21 protein-coding genes are annotated in these 24483 nt (G+C 64.7%); 9 read left to right on the top strand and 12 right to left on the bottom strand.

What is annotated here, in order from left to right:
- Positions 1-208 precede the first annotated feature (208 nt).
- Positions 209-778 (bottom strand): elongation factor P, encoded by a 570-nt coding sequence (gene efp, locus QFZ88_RS20655; protein WP_024922624.1) that lies wholly within the window; start codon positions 776-778, stop codon positions 209-211.
- A gap of 110 nt (positions 779-888) precedes the next feature.
- Here efp and epmA point away from each other — a divergent pair, with 110 nt between their 5' ends.
- On the top strand, positions 889-1941 hold the full coding sequence (gene epmA / locus QFZ88_RS20650; RefSeq protein WP_024922625.1) for an EF-P lysine aminoacylase EpmA: 1053 nt from the start codon (positions 889-891) through the stop codon (positions 1939-1941).
- On the opposite strand, the gene QFZ88_RS20645 is transcribed toward epmA, so the two are convergent.
- The 4 genes from QFZ88_RS20645 to QFZ88_RS20630 are packed head-to-tail and all read right to left on the bottom strand — an operon-like array spanning position 1926 to position 7912.
- Entirely contained in the window at positions 1926-3251 is a 1326-nt protein-coding gene (locus QFZ88_RS20645) for a lysine N(6)-hydroxylase/L-ornithine N(5)-oxygenase family protein (RefSeq protein WP_024922626.1), read from the bottom strand. The two genes, epmA and QFZ88_RS20645, sit on opposite strands and share 16 nt — an antisense overlap.
- 19 nt (positions 3252-3270) lie before the next feature.
- Positions 3271-5091, bottom strand: a complete 1821-nt coding sequence (locus tag QFZ88_RS20640) for an IucA/IucC family protein (protein ID WP_244431350.1) — start codon at positions 5089-5091, stop codon at positions 3271-3273.
- Positions 5088-6161 carry a GNAT family N-acetyltransferase gene (locus QFZ88_RS20635; RefSeq protein ID WP_024922628.1) on the bottom strand — a complete coding sequence of 358 codons (1074 nt, stop codon included), beginning with the start codon at positions 6159-6161 and terminating at the stop codon, positions 5088-5090. Before QFZ88_RS20635 ends, QFZ88_RS20640 begins: the two co-directional genes overlap by 4 nt.
- Positions 6158-7912 carry an IucA/IucC family protein gene (locus tag QFZ88_RS20630; RefSeq protein ID WP_024922629.1) on the bottom strand — a complete coding sequence of 585 codons (1755 nt, stop codon included), beginning with the start codon at positions 7910-7912 and terminating at the stop codon, positions 6158-6160. The genes QFZ88_RS20635 and QFZ88_RS20630 overlap by 4 nt, the downstream gene beginning before the upstream one ends.
- Positions 7913-8034: 122 nt before the next feature.
- Here QFZ88_RS20630 and QFZ88_RS20625 point away from each other — a divergent pair, with 122 nt between their 5' ends.
- Positions 8035-9222 carry an MFS transporter gene (locus QFZ88_RS20625; protein ID WP_024922630.1) on the top strand — a complete coding sequence of 396 codons (1188 nt, stop codon included), beginning with the start codon at positions 8035-8037 and terminating at the stop codon, positions 9220-9222.
- 20 nt (positions 9223-9242) lie between these two features.
- On the opposite strand, the gene QFZ88_RS20620 is transcribed toward QFZ88_RS20625, so the two are convergent.
- The 7 genes from QFZ88_RS20620 to QFZ88_RS20590 all read right to left on the bottom strand — a co-directional run bounded on the left by QFZ88_RS20620 (position 9243) and on the right by QFZ88_RS20590 (position 18375).
- Positions 9243-10496 (bottom strand): MFS transporter, encoded by a 1254-nt coding sequence (locus QFZ88_RS20620; RefSeq protein WP_024922631.1) that lies wholly within the window; start codon positions 10494-10496, stop codon positions 9243-9245.
- Positions 10493-10873 carry a hypothetical protein gene (locus tag QFZ88_RS20615; protein WP_024922632.1) on the bottom strand — a complete coding sequence of 127 codons (381 nt, stop codon included), beginning with the start codon at positions 10871-10873 and terminating at the stop codon, positions 10493-10495. Before QFZ88_RS20615 ends, QFZ88_RS20620 begins: the two co-directional genes overlap by 4 nt.
- A gap of 10 nt (positions 10874-10883) precedes the next feature.
- A complete protein-coding gene (locus QFZ88_RS20610) occupies positions 10884-13130 on the bottom strand; it encodes a TonB-dependent receptor (RefSeq protein ID WP_024922633.1) in 2247 nt (748 codons plus the stop codon).
- A 253-nt stretch (positions 13131-13383) separates the two neighbouring features.
- Positions 13384-14670 carry an NAD(P)/FAD-dependent oxidoreductase gene (locus QFZ88_RS20605; protein WP_036255434.1) on the bottom strand — a complete coding sequence of 429 codons (1287 nt, stop codon included), beginning with the start codon at positions 14668-14670 and terminating at the stop codon, positions 13384-13386.
- 2 nt (positions 14671-14672) lie between these two features.
- Complete coding sequence (locus QFZ88_RS20600) at positions 14673-16019, bottom strand: glutamine synthetase family protein (protein WP_024922635.1); 1347 nt, start codon at positions 16017-16019, stop codon at positions 14673-14675.
- 124 nt (positions 16020-16143) lie between these two features.
- A complete protein-coding gene (locus tag QFZ88_RS20595) occupies positions 16144-17430 on the bottom strand; it encodes a nucleotide disphospho-sugar-binding domain-containing protein (RefSeq protein ID WP_024927304.1) in 1287 nt (428 codons plus the stop codon).
- Between the two features lie 6 nt (positions 17431-17436).
- On the bottom strand, positions 17437-18375 hold the full coding sequence (locus QFZ88_RS20590) for a GntR family transcriptional regulator (RefSeq protein WP_024927194.1): 939 nt from the start codon (positions 18373-18375) through the stop codon (positions 17437-17439).
- A 223-nt stretch (positions 18376-18598) separates the two neighbouring features.
- On the opposite strand from QFZ88_RS20590, the gene QFZ88_RS20585 reads away from it, so the two are divergent.
- The 7 genes from QFZ88_RS20585 to QFZ88_RS20555 all read left to right on the top strand — a co-directional run bounded on the left by QFZ88_RS20585 (position 18599) and on the right by QFZ88_RS20555 (position 24472).
- Positions 18599-19657 carry a polyamine ABC transporter substrate-binding protein gene (locus QFZ88_RS20585; RefSeq protein WP_024927193.1) on the top strand — a complete coding sequence of 353 codons (1059 nt, stop codon included), beginning with the start codon at positions 18599-18601 and terminating at the stop codon, positions 19655-19657.
- Positions 19658-19763: 106 nt separating this feature from the next.
- Positions 19764-20603, top strand: coding sequence for an ABC transporter permease (locus QFZ88_RS20580; protein ID WP_024927192.1), 840 nt, complete (start codon positions 19764-19766; stop codon positions 20601-20603).
- Positions 20596-21384, top strand: a complete 789-nt coding sequence (locus tag QFZ88_RS20575; protein ID WP_024927191.1) for an ABC transporter permease — start codon at positions 20596-20598, stop codon at positions 21382-21384. The genes QFZ88_RS20580 and QFZ88_RS20575 overlap by 8 nt, the downstream gene beginning before the upstream one ends.
- Positions 21381-22454 carry an ABC transporter ATP-binding protein gene (locus QFZ88_RS20570; protein WP_024927190.1) on the top strand — a complete coding sequence of 358 codons (1074 nt, stop codon included), beginning with the start codon at positions 21381-21383 and terminating at the stop codon, positions 22452-22454. The genes QFZ88_RS20575 and QFZ88_RS20570 overlap by 4 nt, the downstream gene beginning before the upstream one ends.
- 15 nt (positions 22455-22469) lie before the next feature.
- Positions 22470-23759 carry a glycosyltransferase gene (locus QFZ88_RS20565; protein ID WP_024927305.1) on the top strand — a complete coding sequence of 430 codons (1290 nt, stop codon included), beginning with the start codon at positions 22470-22472 and terminating at the stop codon, positions 23757-23759.
- Positions 23756-24103 carry a cupin domain-containing protein gene (locus QFZ88_RS20560; protein WP_024925943.1) on the top strand — a complete coding sequence of 116 codons (348 nt, stop codon included), beginning with the start codon at positions 23756-23758 and terminating at the stop codon, positions 24101-24103. Before QFZ88_RS20565 ends, QFZ88_RS20560 begins: the two co-directional genes overlap by 4 nt.
- Positions 24104-24127: 24 nt before the next feature.
- On the top strand, positions 24128-24472 hold the full coding sequence (locus QFZ88_RS20555) for a cupin domain-containing protein (protein WP_024925942.1): 345 nt from the start codon (positions 24128-24130) through the stop codon (positions 24470-24472).
- Positions 24473-24483: the final 11 nt, after the last annotated feature.

Genomic DNA, 24483 nt, shown 5'->3' with positions numbered 1-24483 from the left:
AAGTCAAACCGGATTCACCCAAAAAAAGTCGGCTTACCGGAACGCTCAAGCGAAATGGCGACTGCAGGATTGCGCGGCGCCCCCCGGCGCCGCTTTCCACCAGGGGTTGAAGCGAACGCGGGCAAATCCAGCAAAGAGGAACGACGCTTGGCCGTCAGCCCTGCGTCGACGCGCAGACCACCGCCTGTAGGGCTCGTGTCGGCCGCGCTCAGTCCTTGGCGCGCTCGACATAGGAGCCGTCGGTGGTCATCACCACCACCCGCGTGCCGGTGACGATGTGAGGCGGCACGGTGGTCTTGACGCCGTTGGAGAGAATTGCAGGCTTATAGGAAGACGACGCCGTCTGACCCTTGGTGACCGGCTCGGTCTCGACCACTTCGAACACGGCGCGCTGCGGCAGGACAAGCGCGATGCCGACGCCTTCGTGCACCGACACCGTCGCCGTCATGTTTTCCTGCAGATAGGGTGCCGCGTCGCCGACCACGTCTTCGGAGACCGCGATCTGGTCGTAGGTCTCCGGGTTCATGAAATGGAAGCCTTCGCCGTCCTGGTAGAGGAAGGTGTGCTCGCGGTCCTCGACATAGGCGCGCTCGACCTGCTCGGTGGTGCGATAGCGTTCCGACACCTTCACGCCGTCGGAGATGCGGCGCATGTCGAGCTGCGTGACAGGCGTGCCCTTGCCGGGATGGATGTTCTCCGCCGACAGGATCACATAGAGCTTGCCGTCTTTATCGACGACGTTGCCCTTGCGGAGGGAGGAGGCGATGACCTTCACCATGGCACGACCTTACATAGTTGTTTGGCAAAATCCGGCTCGACGATGCCTTGTGAGGCGCCTTAGCGCATCTTAAGAACCGCCGCCAGTGTTCAAAGCAAAACAGTGCACCGATGATTGAAGCCTCGCCCTGGTGGACTCCTGACGTCCACGCCGACCGCCGACCCCGGTTGATGATGCGCAACCGCATCGCCGCCGCGATCCGGAACTGGTTCACCAGCGGCGATTTCATCGAGGTGCAGACGGCGATCCTGCAGACATCGCCGGGCAACGAGACGCATCTGTCCGCCTTCGCCACGGAAGCGATCGGGCCGGATGGCGGCCGGCAGCCGCTTTACCTGCATACGTCGCCGGAATTTGCCTGCAAGAAGCTGCTGGCCGCCGGCGAAAAGCGCATTTTCAGTCTCGGCCCGGTCTACCGCAACCGCGAGCGCGGGCCGCTGCACCATCCCGAGTTCACCATGATCGAGTGGTACCGGGTCGGCGAGACCTACGACCAGCTGATGGCGGATTGCGCTGAACTTTTGTCGTTGGCGGCCGAATGCGCCGGCACAAAACGCTTTGTCTATCGCGGCCGCGAGGCCGATCCTTTCCTGCCCCCCGAGCGATTGACGGTGGCCGAAGCGTTTCGGCGCCATGCCGGCATCGACCTCCTGGCCACGGTCTCGCCCAACGGCGACACGGACCGCGACGCGCTTCATGCCGCGGTTGCGCAAGCCAGCCTTCGCACGGCGGCGGACGACAGCTGGTCCGATCTGTTCAGCCGGGTGATGGTCGAGAAAGTGGAACCCGAACTCGGCATGGGCCGCGCGACCATCCTGTGCGAATACCCCATCCCCGAAGCCGCCCTTGCCCGGCCGAGCCCAGCCGACCCGCGCGTCGCCGAGCGGTTCGAGCTCTATTGCTGCGGCGTGGAACTGGCCAACGCCTTCGGCGAACTCACCGACCCGGTCGAACAACGCATCCGCTTTGGCGCCGACATGGACGCCAAGGAAAAGATCTATGGCGAACGCTATCCGATCGACGAGGATTTCCTCGCCGCGCTGGCGACGATGCCCGAGGCAAGCGGCATCGCGCTCGGCTTCGACCGGCTGGCAATGCTGGCGACCGGCGCCCACAGGATCGAGGATGTGATCTGGACGCCGGTGGCTCACCCCCTCGCTTGAGGCTGCTGCAACGCGGCTTGCGACAGTGCCGGCGCCGCATCGGCGGTCCAGCGCATGGCCGAGGGCCGCGGCGATAGGTCGAAATGCCGGCGGCCGAGCAGTGCATTGACGATGACCGCGCTGCGCCATGCCATCAAGCTGAGCTGCGGCTCGGCGATGCCGTGACTGTGGCGACCAGCGTTGAGCGCGAAGATGCGCGCGCTTGCCGGGCCATCCCATTCCACCGAAAAATCGTCGCGCAGCCGATAGAGACCGCGCTCGTCGAGATCGAGCCGATCGGCCAGCGGCGCCAGGAACTCCGGCACGGTGAAGACATAGCCGGTGGCCAGAACGATGGCATCGGCGCTGGCCATCTCGACACTGCCGTCGAAACCATTGCGCATCACCAGCCGGAACTCGCCGCCCTCGCAGCGCAAATCGAGAACCTCGCGATGCGGCATGAAGGCGAGGTCGTGCTCGTCGGCCGACAGATGACGCAGCGCATAGCTCTTTTGATAGATGGCGCGCAGCGTCGAGGCCGAAATGCCGTCGCCGGCCAGTTTCTGCTGCGCCACCGTGGCCTGGCGGCGCGAATGCGGCAGCGCGTGGAAACGCTCGACATAGTGCGGCGTGAAAAATTCGTCGGTGAAGGGGGAATCGTCAAGCGTCTGAAAGTTCTGCCGGCGGCTGATCCAGGCAATCGACTGGCTTGCTGCTTCGGGTCGCGACAACAGATGCTGCATGATCTCGGCGCCGCTCTGGCCGCCGCCGACAACGACGATGCGTCGGCCTTTGAGACCCTCCAGCCGGTAAGCAGCTTCGCTGGTATGGAAGCAGGACTGGCCATGGGCCACCTGCCCCCAGGCTGGGATGTTCGGTTTCAGGCCGACACCGAGCGACAGGTTGCGGGCCATGCATGCGTCGTCATCAAGGCGGATGTGGAACAGCCCGTCCTCGAAACGAACCTCGCGCACCGGGCGGCCGAAGCGCAGATTGTCGAGGTTACCGGCGACCCAAGCCAGATAGCGCGCAAACTCGCGCCGAGGGATCGCATCGAAATCGGCGTTGAGGAATTCATAGAAACGCTTCTGCGAGACCAGGTAGCTGGCGAAGGTCCAGGGGCTGGTCGGCAGTGTCGCCGTCACCAGATCCTTCATGAAGGAGGTCTGCAATTCGACGCCCTCCAGCATCATGCCCGGATGCCAGTCGAAGGCCGGCTTGTCGTCGAAGAAATGCGCCTTCGCGGCCGGGATGGCGTCGAGATGCGCGGCGAGGCTTAAGTGAAATGGGCCGACACCGATGCCGGCGAGGTCGAGGACTGGCGATGTCATGGGACAGCTCCGTTGTTGGTCAGGCCGCTTTGCCCCGGCCGATCGTCAGGCCGAGATACAATGGATTGTCGAGTTCGGTGCCGAGTGCCGGGACCGGGCGTTCGCCAGCGTCGCCATAACCGATGGCGAAGCGGACCTTGTTGATGGCGATGCGCGGCATCTTTGGCTGGAGCAGGTCAAACAGGCGGAACCGCTCGGCGAGTTCCGGATGTCGCGACTGGTAGCGAACGACGCAATCGGCCAGAACGCGATAGAAAACGGCCTCGTCGAACCCGTCGAAATCGGCCAGCGCGGCCGAGACGAAACGCAGCACGCTGGCGATGTGGCCGGTTTGCAGATGCTGGAAAAGATGCGCCGGCGGGCGCTTCTTCAGCGTGGCGCGCACCGCCGGATCGAGCGTGGCGAGTTCGACGAAATCGACATCGACGAGATCGAGATCGCCCTGGAAATCCTTGACCGCGACGCCGACCGGGACATCGCCCTCGAGGATAACCGTGATGTTCTGCCCATGCGCGATGAAGCCGACGCCGTAGCGGCACAGGAAGTGGTAAAGCGGCACGAAGACGGTTGAGAACAGGCGCTCCAGCCAGGCTTCGTGACCGAGACCGGACAATTCGATCAGCGCGCTGATGACGGGACGGCCGCCCGCATCGCATTGCGGGAGCGCGCCCATCATCATCGGTCGCCGCCCTTTCGGCAGCCCCTGCAACGGGCTTTCGCGCCAGATGGCACCCAGCATTTCGAGATGCTGGTAAGGCGCTTCGGGGATGCGCTCGAACTGTGGGTGCGGATAGAAGGCACCAGCCACCTCGCCCAGAACCCGGACCGGTTCCAACGCCGGATCGGTTGCCGCCATCCCGGCCAGCCAGCGCGACAGTGCGGGGCCGATGTCCATGTATTTGCCGGGCACGCCGCGCCAGGCCGAGGTGTTGAGCACCGTGAGCGGCAGCTTCACATGCAGCGCCTCGGGCCGCGAGACATTGGCCAGCGTGCGCAAGGACTGCTGCGCGGCGAAACGATCGCCGAACTGGCCGAGCGGGACGATGCGGCCGGCGGCGATCTCCCCGGCATAGGTTGCGGCGAGCATGGCCTGCCACTGCCAGGGATGGACCGGGACGAGCGCATGCGTGTCGGCGGAGATGCCGGCCGCATCGCGCGCGGCTTCCAGGCGCGCCCGCTCGCTACGGTTGAGCGCCGCATTGAGAAGTGCCGCTTCATCCAGACCGGCATCGAGCGACAGGCGCAGATGCGAGCGCGCCGCGGCGATCCAGAACAGCTGGAACTCCGATCCGAATTCCGGCGAATAGGCCTGAAATGCCTCCAGCCCCCAGCCGATGCGGCCCTTGTTGGCGGGAGCCTTCGGATGGCCGTCGAGCAGGCGCTGCAAATCGAGATCCGGCAGACGGGCAAGGTCGAAGGCGGTCAGCGGCTGGCGTTCGGCAAGAATGCGCGTATCGGCCATGAGGGTGTTGTAGAGCTCCCTGGCATAGGTGCTCAGCGTGGGCGCCGAGATGTCGAGCACGGTCCGCGCATCGACAAAGAAGGCGACGGCATCGTCGGCCGGCTTTTCCTCGGGCGCGGCCCGGACAAGCGTTTCGGGATCGATCGACAATTGACCCCAGATGCGCCGCGCCGCGCCGAAGCGGTAAGCGAGCCCTTCGCCGAGCGGCACTTCCCAACGCCTGTTGGCGGCATCGAGCGGGCGGGCGGTCAACACCTCCTCGTAGGTGAGCTCGGAGATCGCACGCGCCAGGATGGCGCGGTTGGCCCGCCGCCACAGCTCGCCGGTGACGACCCGCCCTTTCTGCAACGGGCCGAGCGCCATACCGGGCGCCGTCACAGCGGCACCTCGTGGAAGAAGCGCTCGCGCTCGCAGCACACCAGCATGGCGCGCTTGTGCGGGAAATCGAACTCCTTGACCTTGTCGTAGGCGGCGTGGGCGCAATAGCTCAGCATCTTGTGGTTCGACGCGCGCGGTTCGCCGACGATGCGCTGGGTGCGGGGATCGTCCAGGAACAAATAGTGCGTGACCGAGCGGAACAACGCCAAGGTCTTCGGCCGGCCGAGATGGCGCTTGTTGCCGATCAGCGCGTGCCAGCCGCGATCGTAGTCCTGCGGTTCGTAGCAGGGTCCGAGCCGATCCTCCTTGGCCCAGTAGAATTCCAGATAGCCGGTCGGCTCGCCGTCCAGGCTGGCGATGGCGCCGAAAATGTGTGGGTCCTGTTCCTGTGCGGAGAGATAGGCATTGAGCTCCTCGCGGCTCTGCGCCAGTTCCCAGAAGAAGGACACCCGGCCATCGTTCATCCAATCATGGAAGAGATCGAGATCGCGGTGGCGGTCAATTGGCCGGAAAGCGATGGTGAGGCCAAGTTCCGGCAACCAGCGTTCATAAAGCATGCCGTTCGGGCGCGGCGGGCGCAGCGGCGGCAACCGGTCGGCCGGACCGATTCCGGTTTCGAGCGTGGGATAGGTGAGGTGCGAGGCCTGCCTGCGCCACAAAAGCGGCAATTGGTTGAACTTCGACCTCTCGACAATTGTGCGCTGTCTGCTGGCAACGGGTTCGTCGGTATGCGCCGTGGCGAGCGCGATCACCGGCCAGGCTTCCTCGACCGGTGGCAGCAGTATCTGCCTGACCTCGTGGAAACGACAAAAGATAGCGTCGGCCAGCGCCGCCAGCATCTGCGGCTGATCCCGCCGGCCCGGCTCGAAGGCAATGTCTTCGAGAAGCAGGCCCGCCTCATGCCGGGTGAGCGTCGCCCGTGCCATCGCGGCACCGACGGATGACGCGAGCTTGAGATGAGCGCCGTCGAAATGGACTTCGAAGGCACCGTCGTCCGACCCCAGATAGTGCTTGCTCGTGGCCAATATGCCGGCGGTTTCGCCGGGCCTTTCTCTCTGCTGGATGTTCATGCAGGCTTCCTCGTGAAAAGCGGGTTTGGCATCTGGACGTAGCCGGCAAGCGGGTCGGTGACCTCAGTGTTTTCGTTGGTGTTTTTCAACGAAAACAGGAAATTGCCCTTGGTGCCGAGTGTCGGTGAACGGAGCAGATAGTCGAGACAGGCCAGGTTGCCGGATGGCCGCGCCGCGAGCCGTTCCAGCAGCCGCCGAAAATACGCGAGCAGGTCGTCCTCGCTGGAAAGCCCGGCATCGGCCAGCGCCGAGATAGCGGCAAAGACGCCGTTGATGACCAGGTAGTAGCCGAGCAATTGCGCGGCGGCAGGTGCGTCGAAGACGTGATCGCCCTTGCCGCCGGCCGAGGGCAGGTGCTTGCGCAGCAGCGGTAGGAATTCGCTGACATAGCCGGTGCCCTGGCAATCGCGGAAATAGAGCCGGTCCGGCCAGCCGTCATCCAAGCCCACGACGAGATTTTGCTGATGGGCGCCGAACAACAGTCCGAATTCAGAGAAGGCGAGGAAGAAAGGTTCGACCGCCACGTCCAGGAAACGCTCGAACCAGCGTTCGGCGGCGGCCTGCGGCTGCAACCCCTCCCGCTTCGCAACAAAATGAACGAGATCGGACAGGTGGCTTTGCGCCTGGCCGGGGTGGCGCTCGCAAAGCGCGCCAAGCACCGCCGCCTTCGGCGCATCGCCGTGCCGGAAGGGATTCTCGCGAAACGAGACGATCGTGCTAGCCAAAACGGCGCAGTCGAGGCCGTCGCGCAGCGCCATCCAGGCCGGCTCGCCAAGCACGGTAAGCGTCGGGCATTCTTGCGCCAACCGCTCGCCCAGAGCGCCTTTGATCAAGCTGTGCACGGACATGCCGCGGTCGCATTCGCGGCGCTCGATAACACGGCGGGAATTGGTGAGCTTGAGATCGAGCGAGAATTTCATCATCCAGTCGCAATCGGCGCAGTGAATGGTGCGCAGCGAGGTCGTCGCGCGCCAAGGCGGGCCACCGAGGCCGAGATCGCGCACCAAGCCAGCCTCGAACAATGCCTGCACCGCCGGCATCAGCATCAGCCGCGAGGCCTGCCAGGGATGCATGGGAAAAAGCCGCATGCCTTCGGCGCACTCGGCCTTTGCGAGCAGGCCGGTATCGCCGCCGGCGAGCCCCTGCACCATTCGCCCGACATCGTGTGGCGCGACGGAGCCGCTGACGAAGACATCTGGATGGACCGCCCACCAGCGCAACTGGAACGAGCCGCCATATTCATGGCCGAAGCGGCGCGAATCCTCGCTGGAGAATTCGTCGCGGCTCAGCGGCGTGGGGTGCACGGCGTGGCCGAAGCGCAGCGCGCTTTCCGCCCCGATGAAATCGGGAATACCGTCGGCGAAAGGCCGCACCTTGCCCCGCGCGGTCGCTACCTCTGCCACCGCCGCGACACTAGCCGCCGCACGCCGGAACAGGTTGAGCCGACTGGCCAGGCTGGAGTGTTCGCAGATGTCGGGCTCGCGCAGCAACATGGCGAGCACGTCGAAAAGGCCGATTTCGACCGGGTCGGTCCTGCCGCCCGACAGCAACCGCAGCGGCCCCGCGAAACCGTGATAGCCGACACTGGACCTGTGCCGCACCGGCACGAACACCACGACATCGCTGGCCGGCAGATCGAGGACGAGAACCTCGGCCGCGCCGAGAGAGGAGGCAAAACGCGCGGCGGTATCGAAGCGGCAGCCGCCCCACTCCCGGATCAAGGAATTGAGCAACCTGTCGACCGACGGCAATATAATGTCTTGTATTTCTCGATTTATATCAAAATACATCTCGATCGCCTAAAGTACTTGTAATCATAAAACTGCTGTGGAATTGGAATTACTCGAAATAATCCGCGGCAACTTGACGAAACATGACCCCACCCATTTCCACCACTGATACAAAACTCGTTCGACGCCTCGCACTCGGCGTCATGTCTATTGGTTTCGGCCAGTCGGCCTTCGTCGTGCTGATACCGCTGATCATGGCGCGGCTCGGGCTGGCGACCATCGATCTTGGTCTTGCGGTGGCCGCGGGCACCCTCGCCTTCCTGGTCGGCGCGCCGTTGTGGGGCAGCGTCGGCGGCAGCATCGGCCATGGCCGCCTGATGCGCCTGCTCGGGCTTGCCATGCTGGGTGCTCAGGCGCTTCTGGTAGCGCAATTGTTGATGGGGCAAAGCGCCTATGCTTTCGTGCTGGCCGGGCTGGTCGCCTCCCGGCTGATCTACGGTTTCGCGGCCGCCGGCGTGATGCCGACGGCTCAGGCTTGGCTCGCCGGCACGATCGAAGCCGAGCGTCGGCAAGCCGCCTTCGGCCTGCTCGGCGCCGGCCTCAATCTTGGCCGACTGGCCGGTTCGCTGGCGGGTGCGTTGGCCGCGATCACGGCGCAACTGACCGTGGCCTTGTTCGCCCTGGCGCCGCTGCTTCTGTGGCTGGCGCCCAAAGGCGCTACCAAGTTGGAACCGGGGGCCGTTGCCGTGCCGAGGCTCTCGCCGCTCGACCACCGCATCCTGCCCTTCCTGCTGATAGGCGTCAGCCTCACCGCCGGTTTCGGGCAGGTGCAGATCATGCTGGGGCCGCTGCTGCAATGGAAGCTCGGCCTCAATGCCAGCGGGGCGACCGCCGCAACGGGTGCCGCGCTGGCGCTGGTCGCCGTCGCCATGATCACGGTGCAGGTTCTTGCCATCCCTAGACTGCGCTGGAGCGAGCGCAGCGGCATTCTTGCCGGCACCGGATTGATCGTGGCCGGAATGGCCGGCCTCGTCATGGCGCAAGGTTATGGCGCTGGCGCCGCGGCGCTTGTGACGACCGGTTTCGGCACGGCCTTGGCGACGCCGGCCTATACGGCCTGGCTTGCGCGACGCGTCGACACCCAGGAACAGGGGGCGGCCGCCGGCTGGCTGTCGAGCGCCCATATTGTCGGGCAGACGGTCGGGGCCCTGGTCGGCGGCTTCGCCTTTCACCTGGCACCGATGCTGCCGCTGGTCGGTTGCGCGGGCCTGGCTGTCGTTGCGGCGGCAATCGCCGTCGCGCTGCGCGGACGCATGGAAACGCACCGCTGAAACCATCAACCCGCGCGCGGTCATGAGATGGCCTCCGCCTGACGCTCGGCGGCCGCCGCGCTGCGCAGCATGCCATAGGTCATGATCACGGCGAGGCCTGAGATCGCAGTCGCCAGCACGAAAAGCGGGCCGTAGCCCAGAAGATCTGCGAGACGGCCGGCCAGCATCGAACCGACGAGATAGACGATGAGCTGGGCGCAGGACAGGATGGTGAAATCGGTGCCCGGCTGGTCGGACGAAGTGACCGACATGAACAGGCTGTAGAGCGCGACGATTTCCATGTAACGCACCATCGTCTGCAGGAAGGAAGCGCCGAAGATTGGCGCGGCGCCCGTGAACAACGCGAATGCGTGCAGCATGAAGATGGCGAAGCAGATGGTGCGCAGCCCACCAAGCAGCGCCAGCACCGTTGCCGAACCGTATTTGTGCAGGAGCAGCGCCGCGATGAAGGAGCCGCCGAGGCCAACGGTGACGGCGGCGCCACCGGAGAGATAGCCGATCCAGTCGAGCGGCACGCCGGCATCGACGAGATAGGCGCCCTCCATCGACTTCACCAATCCTTCGCTGGCGCGGTAGACCAGCGCGATCCACAGGATCCGCCGCGCTTCGGGCCGGGCGAGGAAATTGCGGATCGACGGCTTGCTGAGCGCGGCCTCCGCAGTGCCGGCCGGGTCGGTCTCGCGCATGGCGAACGCGGCCACCAGCGGAATGAACGAAAGCGCCGCGATCGTGACCATGGCGGCGTCCCAGCCGAAGCGGTGATAGAGGACAAGGCCGAGCGTGCCGCCAATTACGACGCCAAGCGCCACGGCGCCGCCCTGGATGGCATTGCCGACAGGCCGGTCGGCCGGGTCGAGATATTTGGCGGCGTAACCGTCGGTGGCGATATCCTGTGCCGATAAAAGCATGGCGACGAAAAAGCCGATCCAGAAGATCGCCATGACGTCGGTGGGTTTGACGACAAGCATGCCGAGCAACGCCGCGATGATGCCAAGCTGGGTAATGATGACCCAGCTGGCGCGATGCGCCCGCGCGAACGGACGGTAGCGGTCAATCAAAGGCGCCCACAGGAACTTCAGCACCAGCGGCAGCATCAAAAGCGACAGCATGCCGATGGCGGTGCGCGAAACGCCCTGCTCGCGCAGGATCGGCGGGATCGCGGCGGCGAACAGATAGGTGGGGATGCCCTGCGCCAGATAGAGCCCGCCAAGAACGGCGAAGAGCCGCATGCGCGAGTTGGCCGGCGATATGCGGGGCGACGCGACCGGGCTCATGCCGGCACCCTCCCCGCCAGATGCTGGGCCAGGAAAGCCTGCGCTTCGGCACGGTCGCGCGTTGCCAACAACGGGAAGGCGAACAGGCCCTGGAAGGTGCGCTGCATCTCCTCATCGGCGGTCGGGCGTACGATGGCGCAAGCGACGCAAGCGCGGTTCAGGCGTTCCCGGCTCGATTTGTACCAGAGATTCTGCGCCTTCTTCTGCTCCGGCGACAGCAAGATCGGTACGGCGAACTCGACGAGGAGGGCAAATCCCTCCTCCAGCGCAGTGACCGCATGCAAGGCGGCGACGTAGCGTTCGGCGTCGTCCTCGCGCGCCGGTGCGAAGCCGGACAGTGTCGCGACCGATCGTTCGAGGGTGAGTGAAACGCTCATGCCACCGCCGTCAGAAGGTGACCTTGAAGGACGCGGCGATGGTGCGTCCGAGGCCGGGCACGTCGGCACCGCGTGTCGCCGAGGCGGTCGGGTTAATGTAGTAGGTGTCGAACAGGTTGCGGACCGCGAAATTGAGCTCCTGGCCGCCGGCGAACTTCTTGGTCACGCCGATATTGGCCAGCACCGCACCGTCTAGCTGCTGGGTGGGAATGCGGTCGCGCCCGGAGAACATCTCCAGCTCGGTACGCAGCGTCAGGTTGTTGTCGAAATGCGTGACGACATAGGCCAACCCCTTGTAGGTGGTGGGGATGCGGTTGTTGGGCAGATACTCGTTCGAACCGATCTTGCCGTCCTTGTTGGCGTCGTACTTGCCCTCGACATAGCCGACCGATCCACCCAGCGTGAACATGTCTGTGAGGTCATATTCGGCGTTGGCCTCGAAGCCCCAGATGCGCTCCTTCTGCTGGGAGACGCGGTTGGCTGCGATGTCGTAACTGACACCGTTGTCGGAGGTCGACAGATAGGCGCTGACGCCACCGCGCACATTGCCCCAGTCGCCGCGCAGACCAGCCTCCCAGTTGTTGACGAGCTGCGGCTCCGGCGCGATGTCGGCGTAGCTGACCTTGTAGTCCGGCGCGTTGGTGCAAGGCAGCAGCGGCCTGATGCTGGTGCCGTAGGCGTCGCAGGTCTCGGCATTGGTGTTCAAGCCGGCGCGTCGGGTGAAGCCACCAATGTCGGTCAGGCTGTAGCCCTGCGAGAAATTGCCGAAGGCCTGCAGTTCCTGAGTGATGTCGAAGACGGCGCCGGCATTGAAGGTGGCAGCGTTGTAGTCGAACGATCCGCCAACGACATCTATGGCCGGCAGGGCGACCAGGTTGGAGCCGACGAGCATGGCCGCGGCCGGCCGCTTGAAGTTATCGACATCCAGATAGAACTGCTCGAAGCGGACGCCGCCCTGGATACGGAAACGCTCGGTGACCGGCACTTCGGCCTGGGCGAAGGCGGCGACTGAATTCTGCGTCGAAGGCGCGATCGCGTCCTGGCCGTTGAGCAGCGACTGGGTGGTGTTGTCGAAAGTATAGTCGACGCCCCAGGTGAGGTTGCTGCCCTGGGTGACGAAGTCGACCGGCGTGTTGATGGTGAGGTTGACGCCGGTGCGCTGCACCTCCAGCGCCGTCTGATTGAAGGAGGCGGTCGGGTCCCGGTTCAGCGGCAAAAGCGTCGGACGGGCCGGATTGGTAGGGATATAGACCTGTGAGTTCACCCTGGAGAATTTGGTGAAGGGCGACTGCTTGAAGATGTCGTTGTAGAAGGCCTTCACCTCGAGCTTGCCGAGCGCGAAGTCGCTGTCGGTGTATTTGGCCGTCAGATATTTCGAATCCTCGACCAGCGGCTCACCGGTGTAAGGATCGGTGAAATTGGGCGCGACCGGGTTCACCAGATAGTTGGTGAACCAGTCGGGCTTCTGGCGGGCATAGGTCCAGTCGGCGCTCACCTCGAAACGCTTCGAACCGTTCTCGTAACCGAGCACGCCGGAGAGATCGCCCCAGCCAGTGCGGTCGCCACCGCCCTGCCCCAGCATCGCGTCGGAAGCCATCTCCTTGCCGTGGCCGTCATAGGTGGTGCGGCTGAAATTGCCCGAAGCGGAAGCGAAATAGTCAAAATCGCCGCTGCGCCCCTCGACCTGCACATTGCCGGTCGGGCCGGCCGACTTGCCGAGATTCTCGGTGAAGCCGGAGACGCCGGTACGCACGGTGACCTTCGGCGTGTCGGAGGTGCCGCGCTTGGTGATGAAATTGATGGTGCCGCCAGTGGCGCCGGCGCCGTAGAGGCTGGAGGCACCGTTGATGACTTCGACCCGCTCGACCGTGTCGAGATCGATGGTGGCCAGGATACGCGAGACGTCGCGGAGCGGCGTGTTGCGCGGCACGCCGTCGACCATGATCAGCACGCTGCGGCCACGGAAAGTTTCCGAGGCGCCGGAGATGGTCTGGTTTCGCGGCGCATAACCCGGAACCAGACGCGCGACCAAGTCGGAGGCGTTTTCGTTCTGCCCGACAGCCGTTTCGACCTCGGCCCGATCGATCACCTGCACCGACTGCGCGACCGTGGAGATCGAGCGGTCGTCGCGCCCGGTGATGATGATCTTGTCCAGCGTGGTCGTGGTGCCGCGGGCCGGTTTTTGCGCGTCCTGCGCGAAGGCCGGTCCGGCCAGGATCGAGGAAGACAACAACGACACGATGGCAAGCTTCTGCATAACGCCCCTCCATGGAACTTTCAGGGGCCAGCAACGCCCTCTCGCGGCCCTTGCAACCGCGCCTAAATAACTTTACTAAATGAGTCAAGTTTGTTTTCGCACTGCAGCGAAACGCGAACGGCGCCCCGGAAACGATATCTCGGAGCGCCGTTTTCTGGCGTGATATTATGATATGAAAACAATAACTTGGCGCCACTTTGGCGCCGGGCCGCGCCGACCGTTCAGGGCCAGCGCGCGACGGTGGAAATGGCCGTCAGTGCTTCAGGCGATCGCGCATGGCGTACCACAACATGCCGAGCACATAGAGCGGCCCTCGCAAGGCCGCACCGCCAGGGAACGGCATCGGGTTCAGTCCCTTGAACAAGTCGAAGCGGCCGGTTTCGCCGGCGATCGCTTCGACTAGCAGCTTGCCGGCGAGCGTCGACAAGATGACGCCCTTGCCGGAATAGCCGTGTGCGAAATAGACCTCACCGTCACGGCCGACATGCGGAAAGCGGGACGTGGTGACCGACACCAGCCCGCCCCAGGCATAGTCGATGCGGCGGCCTTTGAGCTGCGGGAAGGTCTGCTCCATATGCGGCCGCACGAAGGCCTGGATGTCGGCCGGCGGGCTCGGCGTGTAGCGCTCGCCGCCGCCGAACAACAGGCGCCCATCGGCTGAGAGCCTGTAGTAGTTGACGACGAAACGCGAGTCCGAGACGGCGGCATTGCTCGGGATGACCTCGCCAGCATCAACCAACGGTTCGGTAGCGACGATGTAGTTGCCCACCGGCATGATGCGGCTTTCCACCTTCGTATCGATGCCGTGCAGCAGGGCGTCGCCGGCGAGAACGACGTGGCGGGCGCGTACCGCACCCTTCGCCGTTTCGACCCGGATGCCGCCGCGACGGTCCACCCGCAAGGCTGGCGACGCCTCGTGGATCGTCACCCCCGCCGCTATCGCCGCGCGGGCGAGGCCAAGCGTGTAGTTGAGCGGATGCATGTGGCCGCCAAGCGCATCGTAGAGAGCGCCGTGATAGGGCGAATCGACGGCCGCCCGCGATTCTGCCGCCGACAGGATGCGCATGTGCGGATAGTCCATGACGGTGGTCAGGCATTCGAGCTCGCGCTCGAACCAGGCCATGTCGCCAGCGCTGATCGCGCAGACCAGATGGCCGGTTTTCCTGAGGTCGCAGTCGATGGCATGGCGCTCGATCATCTCCAGCACCAGCCCCCAGGCCTCGAAGGCGAGGTCGAACAACGCCTTTGCGCGTTCGCGGCCATAGAGCTTGACCAGTTCCGCCGCCCCCTTGCGCAGGCCGACGATCATCTGGCCACCATTGCGGCCGGAGGCGCCCCAGCCGATACGCCCGCCTTCGAGCAGCACCACCTTCATCCCACGCTCGGCGGCATGGAGCGCGGCCGACAGGCCGGTGCAGCCGCCACCGACCACGACAAGATCGGCATCCACCTCGCCCGTCAGCGGCGCATGAAGCGGCGACGGATTGGCCGTCGCCGCATAATAGGAGCGTTCAATATCAAGACCTGAATTGAAGCCCATGATCATGCCTTCGCGAACAGATGATCGCGCTCCCAGGCGGTGATGACACCCTGGAAGTTCTCGAGCTCAACTTGCTTCAGGCGCAGGAATGCGTCGGTGAAGGTCTGCCCCAGCAGATGGCGCACTGGTTCGCACTCGGCCAGGCGCGACAGCGCGTCCTCCAGCGTCCGCGGCAAGGTGGATTTCACCTTGTAGGCGTTGCTGGGCGCCTCGGGCCTGCGCTCAAGTCCCTCCTCGATGCCGAGATAGCCGCAGATCAGCGACCCGGCCATGGCGAGATAGGGATTGGCGTCGGCGCCCGGCAACCGGTTCTCGACGCGCCGGCCGATCCGCTTCGATGCCGGCACGCGCAGGCCGCAGGTGCGGTTGTCGCGCGCCCATTCGACATTGGTGGGCGCGCTGAGCGAGGGACGCAGCCGGCGAAACGAGTTCACGTTCGGTGCAAACAACGGCATGGCCTGCGGAACATAGGCCTGAAGCCCACCGACGAACTGCGAGAACAGCACGCTGTCGCGGTCGTCCTCGCCGGCGAACAGGTTGAGGCCGCTCACCGCATCGACCACCGACATGTGCAGATGCATGGAGCTGCTCGCCTGCTCGGCGATCGGCTTGGCCATGAAGGTGGCCGCCAGCCCGTGCTCGCGCGCAGCCTCGCGCACCAGACGCTTGAACAGAAGCACCTGGTCGGCGAGCTGCAGCGGATCGCCGTGCTTGAAGTTGATCTCAAGCTGGCCGGCGCCGGTTTCGTGGATCATCGTGTCCAGCGGCAGGGACATCACCTGCGCGCGGCGGTAGATCTCATCGATGACCGGCTGGAACTCGCCGAGCGCTTCCATTCCGTAGGGATTGGCCGAGGTCTCGGCACGACCCGAAAGGCCGATCGGCGCGGCCGGTGGCACGGTGGGGTCGGGGTTCGGCGCGGTCAGATAAAATTCGAGCTCCGGCGCCATCACCGGACGCCAGCCGCGCGCCGCATAGAGTTCGATCACCGATTTCAGCACTTGCCGCGGCGCGGATGGCCAGGGCGTTCTGTCCTGAGCGAAAGCGTCGGCGAAGACATAAGCGCGACCGGGGCGATTTCCCGCCGCCGGGCAAAGGCTGGCGAGGTCCGGCTGGAGCCGCATATCGGCATCCTGGTAGGCGCTTTCGTCGTCGGCGGCGCCGCTGTAGTGGCCGGTGATCGCCACCATGAAGGCACTGTTCGGCAGCATGATCGCCGCGTCGGCGGCCGGAGCCAGAAGTTTCGGCGCGGGTACGATCTTGCCGCGCAGCACACCATTCATATCAGGAACCAGGCACTCGACTTCCGAGATCGCCTGCTGTTCGAGCCATTTCGCAGTATCAGTCATGTCCCACCACCACTATCCGCCATGCCGTAATCTTGTCCGAGGTTGCGAGCGGCTTGCCGGGCAGAGGGCCGGAACGTGGGCGTTGGTCGTCAATCTGCATTTTGTCCTCCTGGGTTATTGATGGTCAGTGGTCGAGAAGCGCCAGAATGGCTTCGGCCGCGCGCTCGGCGCCGGGGCGCGCCGCCATATGCGCGGCGTTGGCCGCCAACCGCGCGCGCATGGCATCGTCGCCTAGCAGACCGCCAACAGCGGCGGCAAGCTCGTCCGGCGTCCAATGGGCGCGGTCCAGCCATTTGCCGGTGCTGGTTTCCTCGGCGCGGCGGGCATTGTCGTGGCCGTCCCAGCAATAGGGCATGATCAGCGACGGCACGCCGAAGCGCAGCGCCTCGCAGTAGGAGTTGTTGCCGCCGTGATGAATGAACAGGTCGGCCATGGCGACGACCGACGGCTGCGGGAACCAGGTGTCGAGATGGACATTGTCGGGCACGGCGCGATAGGCATCGCGCAGATTGCCGACATTGACCAGGAAGCGCGCCGGCATGGCGGCGAACACCTTGAGCATGCGCTCGATGAGGTCGACGTCGGTGGAACCGAGGCTGCCAAAGCTCATATAGACCAGCGGCCCGGCATCCCGCGGGAACACCGGCACCTCGTAGGGGCCTTCGGTGCGCACGCAGCCTTCGAGATAGACATATCTGGCGGGATCGAGCGGCGCGGCGCGCTGCCGGCGCACGATGTCCGGCGTGAGCAGAAGGTTGAGCGACGGCGACGGCTCGAGAAACGAACCCGGCGGCAGGGGCGGCAGGCCGCGACTGGCCCGGAACCGGTTGAAACGCTCATGGGCGGGGGCGACGGCATCGACATAGCGGGCCTCGAAGGCATGGCGGCCGTCGGAGTCCTCTGCCGCAAATCCCGAGAGATAGGGCGGCACGGCGGCATCGGGCAGTTCGGTTTCCGCGCAGGACACCACCCGCACCCATGGGCAGCCGGCATTGGCCAGCGCCGGGAACATGGCGACATTGTCGAGCACGATGGCATCCGGGTGAAGCTTCGGCAAAAGCTCGCAGAGCGGCGCCTCGGCCTTGATGACCGTATCGACGATCGCCTCCCAGGTCGGCGCGACATAGGTCTCGATCTGATCGATCGGGTCGAGCCGGAAATGCGGCAGATGCCGTTTCACGAAAGCCTGCCAGTAGTTCTGCCGCTCGCTCTCGGACAGCCGGTCGTCGGTGGGCAGCTGGTATTCCTGGAAACCGTAGTCGGCGAAGACACCGGAAAACCCGGCGTGACAGATGAAGACGGCACGGGCGCCACGCGCCTGCAGCGCCTGGGCGATGCCGACGCAATTCAGCGCGGCGCCGAAACTGGCTTCCGGAAACAGGGCGATGGTGGGACGCGCGCCGCCTGCCATGGGACGTCAGTTCGGCCTGCCGATGGCGCCGAACAGGGCTGGCGCCCCGCGACTGGCCGCATGCGGACGCTGGTTGCGCGAAACACGCAAATGCGCGCGCAGAAGGTCGGCAGCGACCTCAAACTGGCCGCTCTCGAGGTGATCGAGAATACCGAGATGCTCGTGCGTGGATTGCCGCAGCCGGAAGACGCTGACGCCCGACATCGCGCCCGGCAGGCGCCGGAGCTTGAGATGGCCGGCGAGCGCCTCGGCCATGAAGCGATTGGCCGCGCCCTGCGCGATCATGGCGTGAAACTCGGCGTCGATCGCCTGGAAGGCGCGGATGTCGAAGGCCGTGTCCGGTAGGGCCAACAGCGCTTCCATGCGCTGGCGCAGCGTAACGGCGCGCGCACCGTCCAGCCGGAACCCGGACGCCAGGATCGCGGCCGGCTCCATGACGAGGCGGAACTCGTAGCTTTCAGCGCGGGCCTCGCTGCCGTCGAGCGATGGCCGAAACACCCAGGATTGTCCCGGCGCCCGTTCGATGAGGTTTTCCGTTTCCAGTTTCTTTAGCGCCTTTAGTACCGCGCCGCGACCAGCCGCATAGCGCCTGATCAGTCCGCTCGCGGTAATCGTCTCGTCGATGCGGCGGGCGGAGCGGTCGCGCAGGATGGCGTCGGCGATGTCGTCTTCCTCGGCGCTGGGCAATTCGGCCGCGCCGACCATCTGCCAGGCCGGATCGATGGCCAGCCGATAACCGGTCTCGGCCTGCCACTCCACCATGCCGCGCTCGGTCAGCAGCCGCAGCGCCGCTCGCACCGGGGTGCGCGAGACATTGCAGAGCTGCGCGATCTGCTGTTCCGGCAGCCGTGCCCCAATACCGAAACCCCGCTGCCGCACAACGTCGAGAATACGCTGCGCGAGATCCAGATGGTTGGCGCGAGGTCGGCGGTCTGCTGCTTGCATGACAACTCTGGGCTTGGTGCCGTCGCCCTCAGACTTGGCCGATTGTCTCAAAAAGGACAAGTGGCTTCGATGAAGTAGGCGAAAAAATATCGATTGACGTTTTTTTTCTCACAATAGTACTGTCTCTCAAAACGACAAGAAACTGGGAACACTTCGGAGAAGCGGATCATAGCCGCCTTCGACCAGCCATAACGCTGACGCTCGAACAATTGGAGGTTTCGACATGACTGTCCTGCCATGCCGCCGGCGCGGAGCCGGTTCGGCGATGCTTGTCTTTGCGCTCGCGCTGGCTTCGCCGGCGGCGTCGGCCGACCTGGTGATTTCCAACTGGGACGGCTACATGGCGCCCGACACGGTCGACGCCTTCAAGGCCACCAGCGGCATCGGCGCCGAGGTGGTGGTGCATGCCACCAACGAGGAGATCATGGGCAAGCTCGTCGCCTCGGGCGGCAAGGGCTACGACGTGGTGTTCGTATCATCGCCTTTCGCCGAGGTGCTGAACAAGCTCGGCCTGGTCGAACCGATCGACCACGCCAAGGTGCCCAATCTCGCCAATCTGTACCCGGAAGCCACCAAGCTGCCCTACGACCCGGGCAACACCTTCTCGGTGCCCTACACCTGGGGCACGACCGGCCTCTGCTATCGTTCGGATCTGGTCAAGGCGGCTCCGTCGTCATGGAACGATCTTCTGGCGCCTTCCGCCGACCTGAAGGGCAAGACGACGATGCTGGCGACCGACCGCTGGCTGCTTGCCGCCGGCTTCCTGGCCAAGGGCTATTCGGTGAACGAGACCGATGCGACCAAGCTGGCCGAAGTGAAGGACACGCTGATCGCGGCCAAGAAAACGCTGCTCGCCTATGACGACACCACCTTCTATTCCAAGCTGGTGTCCGGCGAGGCGCTGATGGTGCAGGCCTGGGACGGCTGGTGCAACTACGGCATCGATAAGAACCCGGCCATCAAATATGTGATCCCGAAAGAAGGCTCCGACCTCTGGCTGGACACGATGGTGGTGATGAAGGCGTCCGAACACAAGGACGAGGCCTTCAAGTTCATCAACTACATCCTCGATGCCAAGACGCATGCCTGGGCGGCGCTGAACATCGACTACAAGGTGCCGAACAAGCCGGCGATGGAAAGCCTTCCGGCCGAGTTCCTCACCAAGTTCCCCAACCTGACCATTCCAGTCGTGGAACTCGTCAAATTCGAGCAGTTGCGCGACGTCGGCAATGCGCAGCGCGACTATTCCAAGACGGTCAGCGAGATCAAGGCGGCGCAATAAACCGCCATCCCCCGGCGGCGAAGACCCGCCGCCGGGGTCAGAAGCCCTCCCAATACCGGATCAAGTGCAACCCGTGTCGCAAGTGCAAACCCGTTCGACTGTGTTGATGGCGCCGGCGCTCGCCTGGCTCACCGCGCTCATGGTGCTGCCCTGCGCGCTGGTGCTGGCGCTCGCCTTCTTTCGACGCGGCATCTATGGCGGCATCGAATACACTTTCACGCTCGAAAATTTCGGCCGAGTGCTGGACCCGCTCTATACCGGCATCTTCCTCAATTCGGCGCGGATCGCCGGGCTCGCCACCGTCATCGCAGCGGTCGTCGGTTATGCGGCGGCCTATGCGATTGCCTCGGCTCCGCGACGGCGGCAACCGGTGCTGCTCTTCCTCGCGGTGCTGCCGTTCTGGTCGAACTACCTGATCCGCACCTACGCCTGGATCGTGCTGCTCAACCGCGAAGGCCTGGTGACGCAATTGCTGCGCTGGTTCGGCTATCAGGGCGAGCCGCCTTCCCTGCTCTACACCGAAGGCGCGGTCATCGCCGGGCTTGTCTATAACTACCTGCCCTTCGTGATTCTAGCCTGCTATGCGCCGCTGTCGCGGCTCAACCAGGAACTGCGCGAGGCCTCGCGCGATCTCGGCGCCTCGGCCGCCACCACCTTCCGGCGCGTGACGCTACCGCTGACCTTCCACGGCATCGCCGCCGGCGCGGTGTTCGTGTTCGTGTTGTCGATCGGCAATTTCGTGACGCCGGCTCTGCTCGGCGGCGGCCGCTTCCAGATGATCGGCAACCTCGTCTACGACCAGTTTTTGACAGCCAATGACTGGCCGTTCGGCGCGGCGCTGTCGATGACGCTGATCGCCATCATGATGCTCCTGCTGACGATCCAGGCAATGGTGGCCGAACGCGCCTCAGGCATCGGCAGGGCCAAGGCGGGCGCCGATGAATAGTGCTTCCATGCCGCACGGGCTGAAGCTCGTTCTGATCGCCGTCTTCATATTCCTCTATATCCCCATCGCCGTGCTCGTGGCGCTGTCCTTCAACGAGGGTGGACTGCCGACGGCCTGGTCCGGCTTCTCGCTGAAATGGTATGCGGCGCTGGCGGGTAACCGCGCCATACTGTCGGCGGCATTCAACACGCTGATCGTAGCGCTCATATCGACCACCGTCGCCACACTGCTCGGCACGTTGCTGGCGCTTGGCATGGAGGTTCGCCGCAGGCGCGGCCGCATGCTGGAAGCGCTGGTGTTCGCGCCGATGATCATTCCCGACATCGTGCTGGCGATCGCGCTGCTCTCCTTCTTTTCAATGCTCGACATGCCGATGGGCCTGCACACCATCATCATGGCGCATGTGGTGTTCAATCTCGCCTTCGTCTGCTCCGTCGTGCGGGCGCGGCTAAAAAGCTTCGACTGGTCGATCATCGAGGCGTCGGCCGATCTTGGCGCATCGGGCGTGACGACGTTTCGCCGCGTGACGCTGCCGGTCATTCTGCCGGCCGTCATTGCCGGCGCGCTGCTCGCCTTCACGCTTTCGGTCGACGAATTCATCATCGCCTTCTTCACGGCCGGCGCCGGGCGCTCGTCCACAACGCTGCCGATGCAGATCTATTCGATGATCCGTTTCGGCATCACGCCGGAGATCAACGCGTTGGCCAGCATCGTCATGGCGGTAAGCGTGACGGCGCTCGCTTTGTCGCAACGCCTCAACCGCGGGGTCATCGCATCATGAGCGCAAAGGCGACACTGCTCGGCATCGACCAGGTGAACAAGCGGTTCGGCGCGGTGACCGCGCTCGACGCCGTGTCGATCGACATCCGCGAGAACGAGTTCTTCGCCCTGCTCGGTCCGTCAGGCTGCGGCAAGACCACCTTGTTGCGCATCCTCGCCGGTTTCGAAATGCCAAGCGAAGGGCGCATCCTGCTGGATGGCAACGATATCGCGCGGGTGCCGCCTAACCGGCGCCCGGTCAACCTGATGTTCCAGTCCTACGCGCTGTTTCCGCACATGACCGTGCGCGCCAACATCTCCTATGGTCTGGAGATGGAAAGGCTGCCTGCGGCCGAAATCCGCTCGCGGGTCGACGCGATGCTGGAGACGACGCAGCTCGCAGGGCTAGCCGACCGCAAGCCGGACCAATTGTCGGGCGGCCAGAAGCAGCGTGTGGCGCTAGCGCGCGCGCTGGTGAAGCGGCCGCGCCTGCTCCTGCTCGACGAGCCGCTCGGCGCGCTGGACAAGAAGCTGCGCGGCGCCATGCAGCTGGAACTGAAGCGCCTGCAGCATGAGGTTGGCATCACCTTCGTGGTCGTCACTCACGACCAGGAAGAAGCGCTGGTGATGGCCGACCGCGTGGCGGTGCTGCGCAACGGCCGGCTGCTGCAATGCGACACGCCGCACGCCATTTACGAGCGGCCGGCCGACCGGTTCGTCGCGGATTTCATCGGCGTCATGAATTTCCTGCCCGGCCGCGCCAATGGCGACGGGCTCGATCTGGCGAGCGGCGCCAAGGTTTCAGGCGCCGTACCGGCCAATCTCGCAGCGGGTGCGGCCGCGGTGGCGGCGGTGCGGCCGGAGCGCATCGCGCTGTTTCCGACAGAGCCGACCGAGAACCGCGTGCGCGGGACGGTGGAGGCGCTCGCCTATCACGGGCTGGACCTGCAGGTGCACATCCGCACCGACGCCTGCCCGGCGCCATTCACGATCCGCCTTACCGCCGATGCCGCCGACCGGCGCCCGCCGCGCGTTGGCGAGAGCGTCGAAGCCGGCTGGAGCGCGGCCGACACGCGCATTTTTCCCGAGTGATTTGAGGAGGAGGACATGATGCAAAAGACGGTGGCGTTTTTTCCGGAAGCGGCGTTCGGCCCGGCGCTGAATTCGGTCGGCATCGCCCAGGCGCTGGAGGCGCGCGGGCACAGGGCGGTCTTCCTCTCCGACCCCGGCTTTGTCGACGTCTACAAAGGTTACGGTTTCGAGGCCCATCCGGTGAACCTGTCCGAGCCGATGCCGGCCGAGCAGATGGCGAAATTCTGGGAAGACTTCATCAACGGCCACATCCCCAATTTCCGCAAATCGCCCTACGACCAGGTCGACAACTATGTGAAGGATTGCTGGACGGCGATCGTCGACAGCGCCAAATGGGCGCAGAAGGATCTGCCAGGCATTCTCGCCAAAATCCGGCCTGACGTGATCTGCGTCGACAATGTCGTTCTGTTTCCGGCCATCAAGCAGTATGGCAAGCCGTGGGTGCGCATCATCTCGTGCTCCGAAAATGAGATCGAGGACGAGGATATCCCGCCGCATCTCTCCGGTTGCGGCGAAAACGATCATGCCGGGCATGCCGCCTATCGCGACCACTTCAACCAGGTGATCAGGCCGATCCATGATGACTTCAACGCCTTCCTCGCCGGTTCCGGCGAAGCGCCTTATCCGCTCGGCCAGTTCTTCGAGGCGTCGCCCTATCTCAACCTCCTGCTCTATCCGGAGGCGGCGAAGTTCAAACGTCGTCATCCGCTCGACCCCGGGCGGTTTCAGTACCTCGAAGGCTGCGTGCGCAAGGAGGTGCCATATGAGGTGCCGGCCTTCGCCGCCAACAAGGACGGGCCGCTGATCTACGTCTCCTTCGGCAGTCTTGGGGCCGGCGACACGGAGCTGCTCAAGCGCATCATCGCCGCGATCGGCAAAACCCGCTACCGCGCGCTCGTCAATGTCGGCGGCTACAAGGAGCAATACGGGGACGTGCCTGCCAATGTCATCATCGACGGCTGGTTCCCGCAGCCCTCGGTGATCCCGCAGGTCGACGCCGTCATCCACCACGGCGGCAACAACTCCTTCACCGAAAGCCTGTTCTTCGGCAAGCCGGCCATCATCATGCCCTATGTGTGGGACGGCCATGACAATGCGACGCGCGTGCAGGAAACCGGCCACGGCTTCAAGATGCCGCGCTATGACTGGACCGAGGCCGAGCTCGTCGCCAGACTGGAGGACTGCCTGACCAATCCACGCCTCAAGGCCCGCCTCACCGCCACCTCGGCACATATGCAGGCGCAGGACGGCCCGGCCAAGGCGGCGCGCCTGCTGGAAGGCCTGCTGGCGGAGGCCGCGGCATGAGCTCGGCCCCGCATCTGACCCAAGCCTCGACCCGCACCGACCTTGTCGACTGGGGCGTGCAGCCCAACGCGATCGAGGGCGCTTCCCACTCCACCGGGCGGCTGGTGCACAAGGGGCCGAACACCCAGCCGGAGTCCGGCATCTGGGTGTGTACGCCTGGCCGCTGGCGGCTTGCCATTCCCCGCGACGAGTTCTGCCATTTCGTCGCCGGTCGCGCGACCTATCGCAGCGACGACGGCGAAGTCGTCGAGGTCACACCGAACACCGCCGCGATGTTCCCCGCCGGCTGGACCGGCGAATGCACGGTCCATGAGACCATCCGCAACATCTACATGCTGGCCTGAAACCGGCCCAACCAAGGAACAAACATGCCGACACCTGTCTGGAAATCGCCGCTTGCCATGGCCGACCTGGTCGACTGGGGCGTCATCCCCACCATGATCGAGGGCCAGTCGCACACCTCGGGCAAGGTCCTGCACAAGGGCCCGGAGGGCCGTTCCGAATGCGGCCTGTGGATCTGCACGCCCGGCAAATGGGAATGCCACGTCACCCGCGACGAGTTCTGCCACTTCCTGGAAGGCCGCTGCACCTATGTGCACGAATCCGGCGAGGTCATCGAGATCGAGCCCGACACGGCGGCGTTCTTCCCGCAGGACTGGAAGGGCGTCTGCACGGTCCACGAGACGATCAAGAAGGTCTACATGATCCGCTGAGCGGATCGGGA

This window comes from Mesorhizobium sp. YL-MeA3-2017, from assembly GCF_030814575.1.
GTDB lineage: Bacteria > Pseudomonadota > Alphaproteobacteria > Rhizobiales > Rhizobiaceae > Mesorhizobium > Mesorhizobium terrae.
The sequence above is the reverse complement of the archived record's forward strand: the minus strand, read 5'-3'. Positions and strand labels throughout refer to the sequence as shown.

Coding starts and splice junctions, on each gene's coding strand:
- QFZ88_RS20595 (WP_024927304.1), bottom strand. CDS start 17,430: ATGGCAGGCGGCGCGCGTCCCACCATCGCCCTGTTTCCGGAAGCCAGT.
- QFZ88_RS20600 (WP_024922635.1), bottom strand. CDS start 16,019: ATGACTGATACTGCGAAATGGCTCGAACAGCAGGCGATCTCGGAAGTC.
- QFZ88_RS20565 (WP_024927305.1), top strand. CDS start 22,470: ATGATGCAAAAGACGGTGGCGTTTTTTCCGGAAGCGGCGTTCGGCCCG.
- QFZ88_RS20575 (WP_024927191.1), top strand. CDS start 20,596: ATGAATAGTGCTTCCATGCCGCACGGGCTGAAGCTCGTTCTGATCGCC.
- QFZ88_RS20590 (WP_024927194.1), bottom strand. CDS start 18,375: ATGCAAGCAGCAGACCGCCGACCTCGCGCCAACCATCTGGATCTCGCG.
- efp (WP_024922624.1), bottom strand. CDS start 778: ATGGTGAAGGTCATCGCCTCCTCCCTCCGCAAGGGCAACGTCGTCGAT.
- QFZ88_RS20625 (WP_024922630.1), top strand. CDS start 8,035: ATGACCCCACCCATTTCCACCACTGATACAAAACTCGTTCGACGCCTC.
- QFZ88_RS20620 (WP_024922631.1), bottom strand. CDS start 10,496: ATGAGCCCGGTCGCGTCGCCCCGCATATCGCCGGCCAACTCGCGCATG.
- QFZ88_RS20605 (WP_036255434.1), bottom strand. CDS start 14,670: ATGGGCTTCAATTCAGGTCTTGATATTGAACGCTCCTATTATGCGGCG.
- QFZ88_RS20635 (WP_024922628.1), bottom strand. CDS start 6,161: ATGAACATCCAGCAGAGAGAAAGGCCCGGCGAAACCGCCGGCATATTG.
- QFZ88_RS20555 (WP_024925942.1), top strand. CDS start 24,128: ATGCCGACACCTGTCTGGAAATCGCCGCTTGCCATGGCCGACCTGGTC.
- QFZ88_RS20585 (WP_024927193.1), top strand. CDS start 18,599: ATGACTGTCCTGCCATGCCGCCGGCGCGGAGCCGGTTCGGCGATGCTT.
- QFZ88_RS20570 (WP_024927190.1), top strand. CDS start 21,381: ATGAGCGCAAAGGCGACACTGCTCGGCATCGACCAGGTGAACAAGCGG.
- QFZ88_RS20645 (WP_024922626.1), bottom strand. CDS start 3,251: ATGACATCGCCAGTCCTCGACCTCGCCGGCATCGGTGTCGGCCCATTT.
- QFZ88_RS20580 (WP_024927192.1), top strand. CDS start 19,764: ATGGCGCCGGCGCTCGCCTGGCTCACCGCGCTCATGGTGCTGCCCTGC.
- QFZ88_RS20615 (WP_024922632.1), bottom strand. CDS start 10,873: ATGAGCGTTTCACTCACCCTCGAACGATCGGTCGCGACACTGTCCGGC.
- epmA (WP_024922625.1), top strand. CDS start 889: ATGATTGAAGCCTCGCCCTGGTGGACTCCTGACGTCCACGCCGACCGC.
- QFZ88_RS20610 (WP_024922633.1), bottom strand. CDS start 13,130: ATGCAGAAGCTTGCCATCGTGTCGTTGTTGTCTTCCTCGATCCTGGCC.
- QFZ88_RS20560 (WP_024925943.1), top strand. CDS start 23,756: ATGAGCTCGGCCCCGCATCTGACCCAAGCCTCGACCCGCACCGACCTT.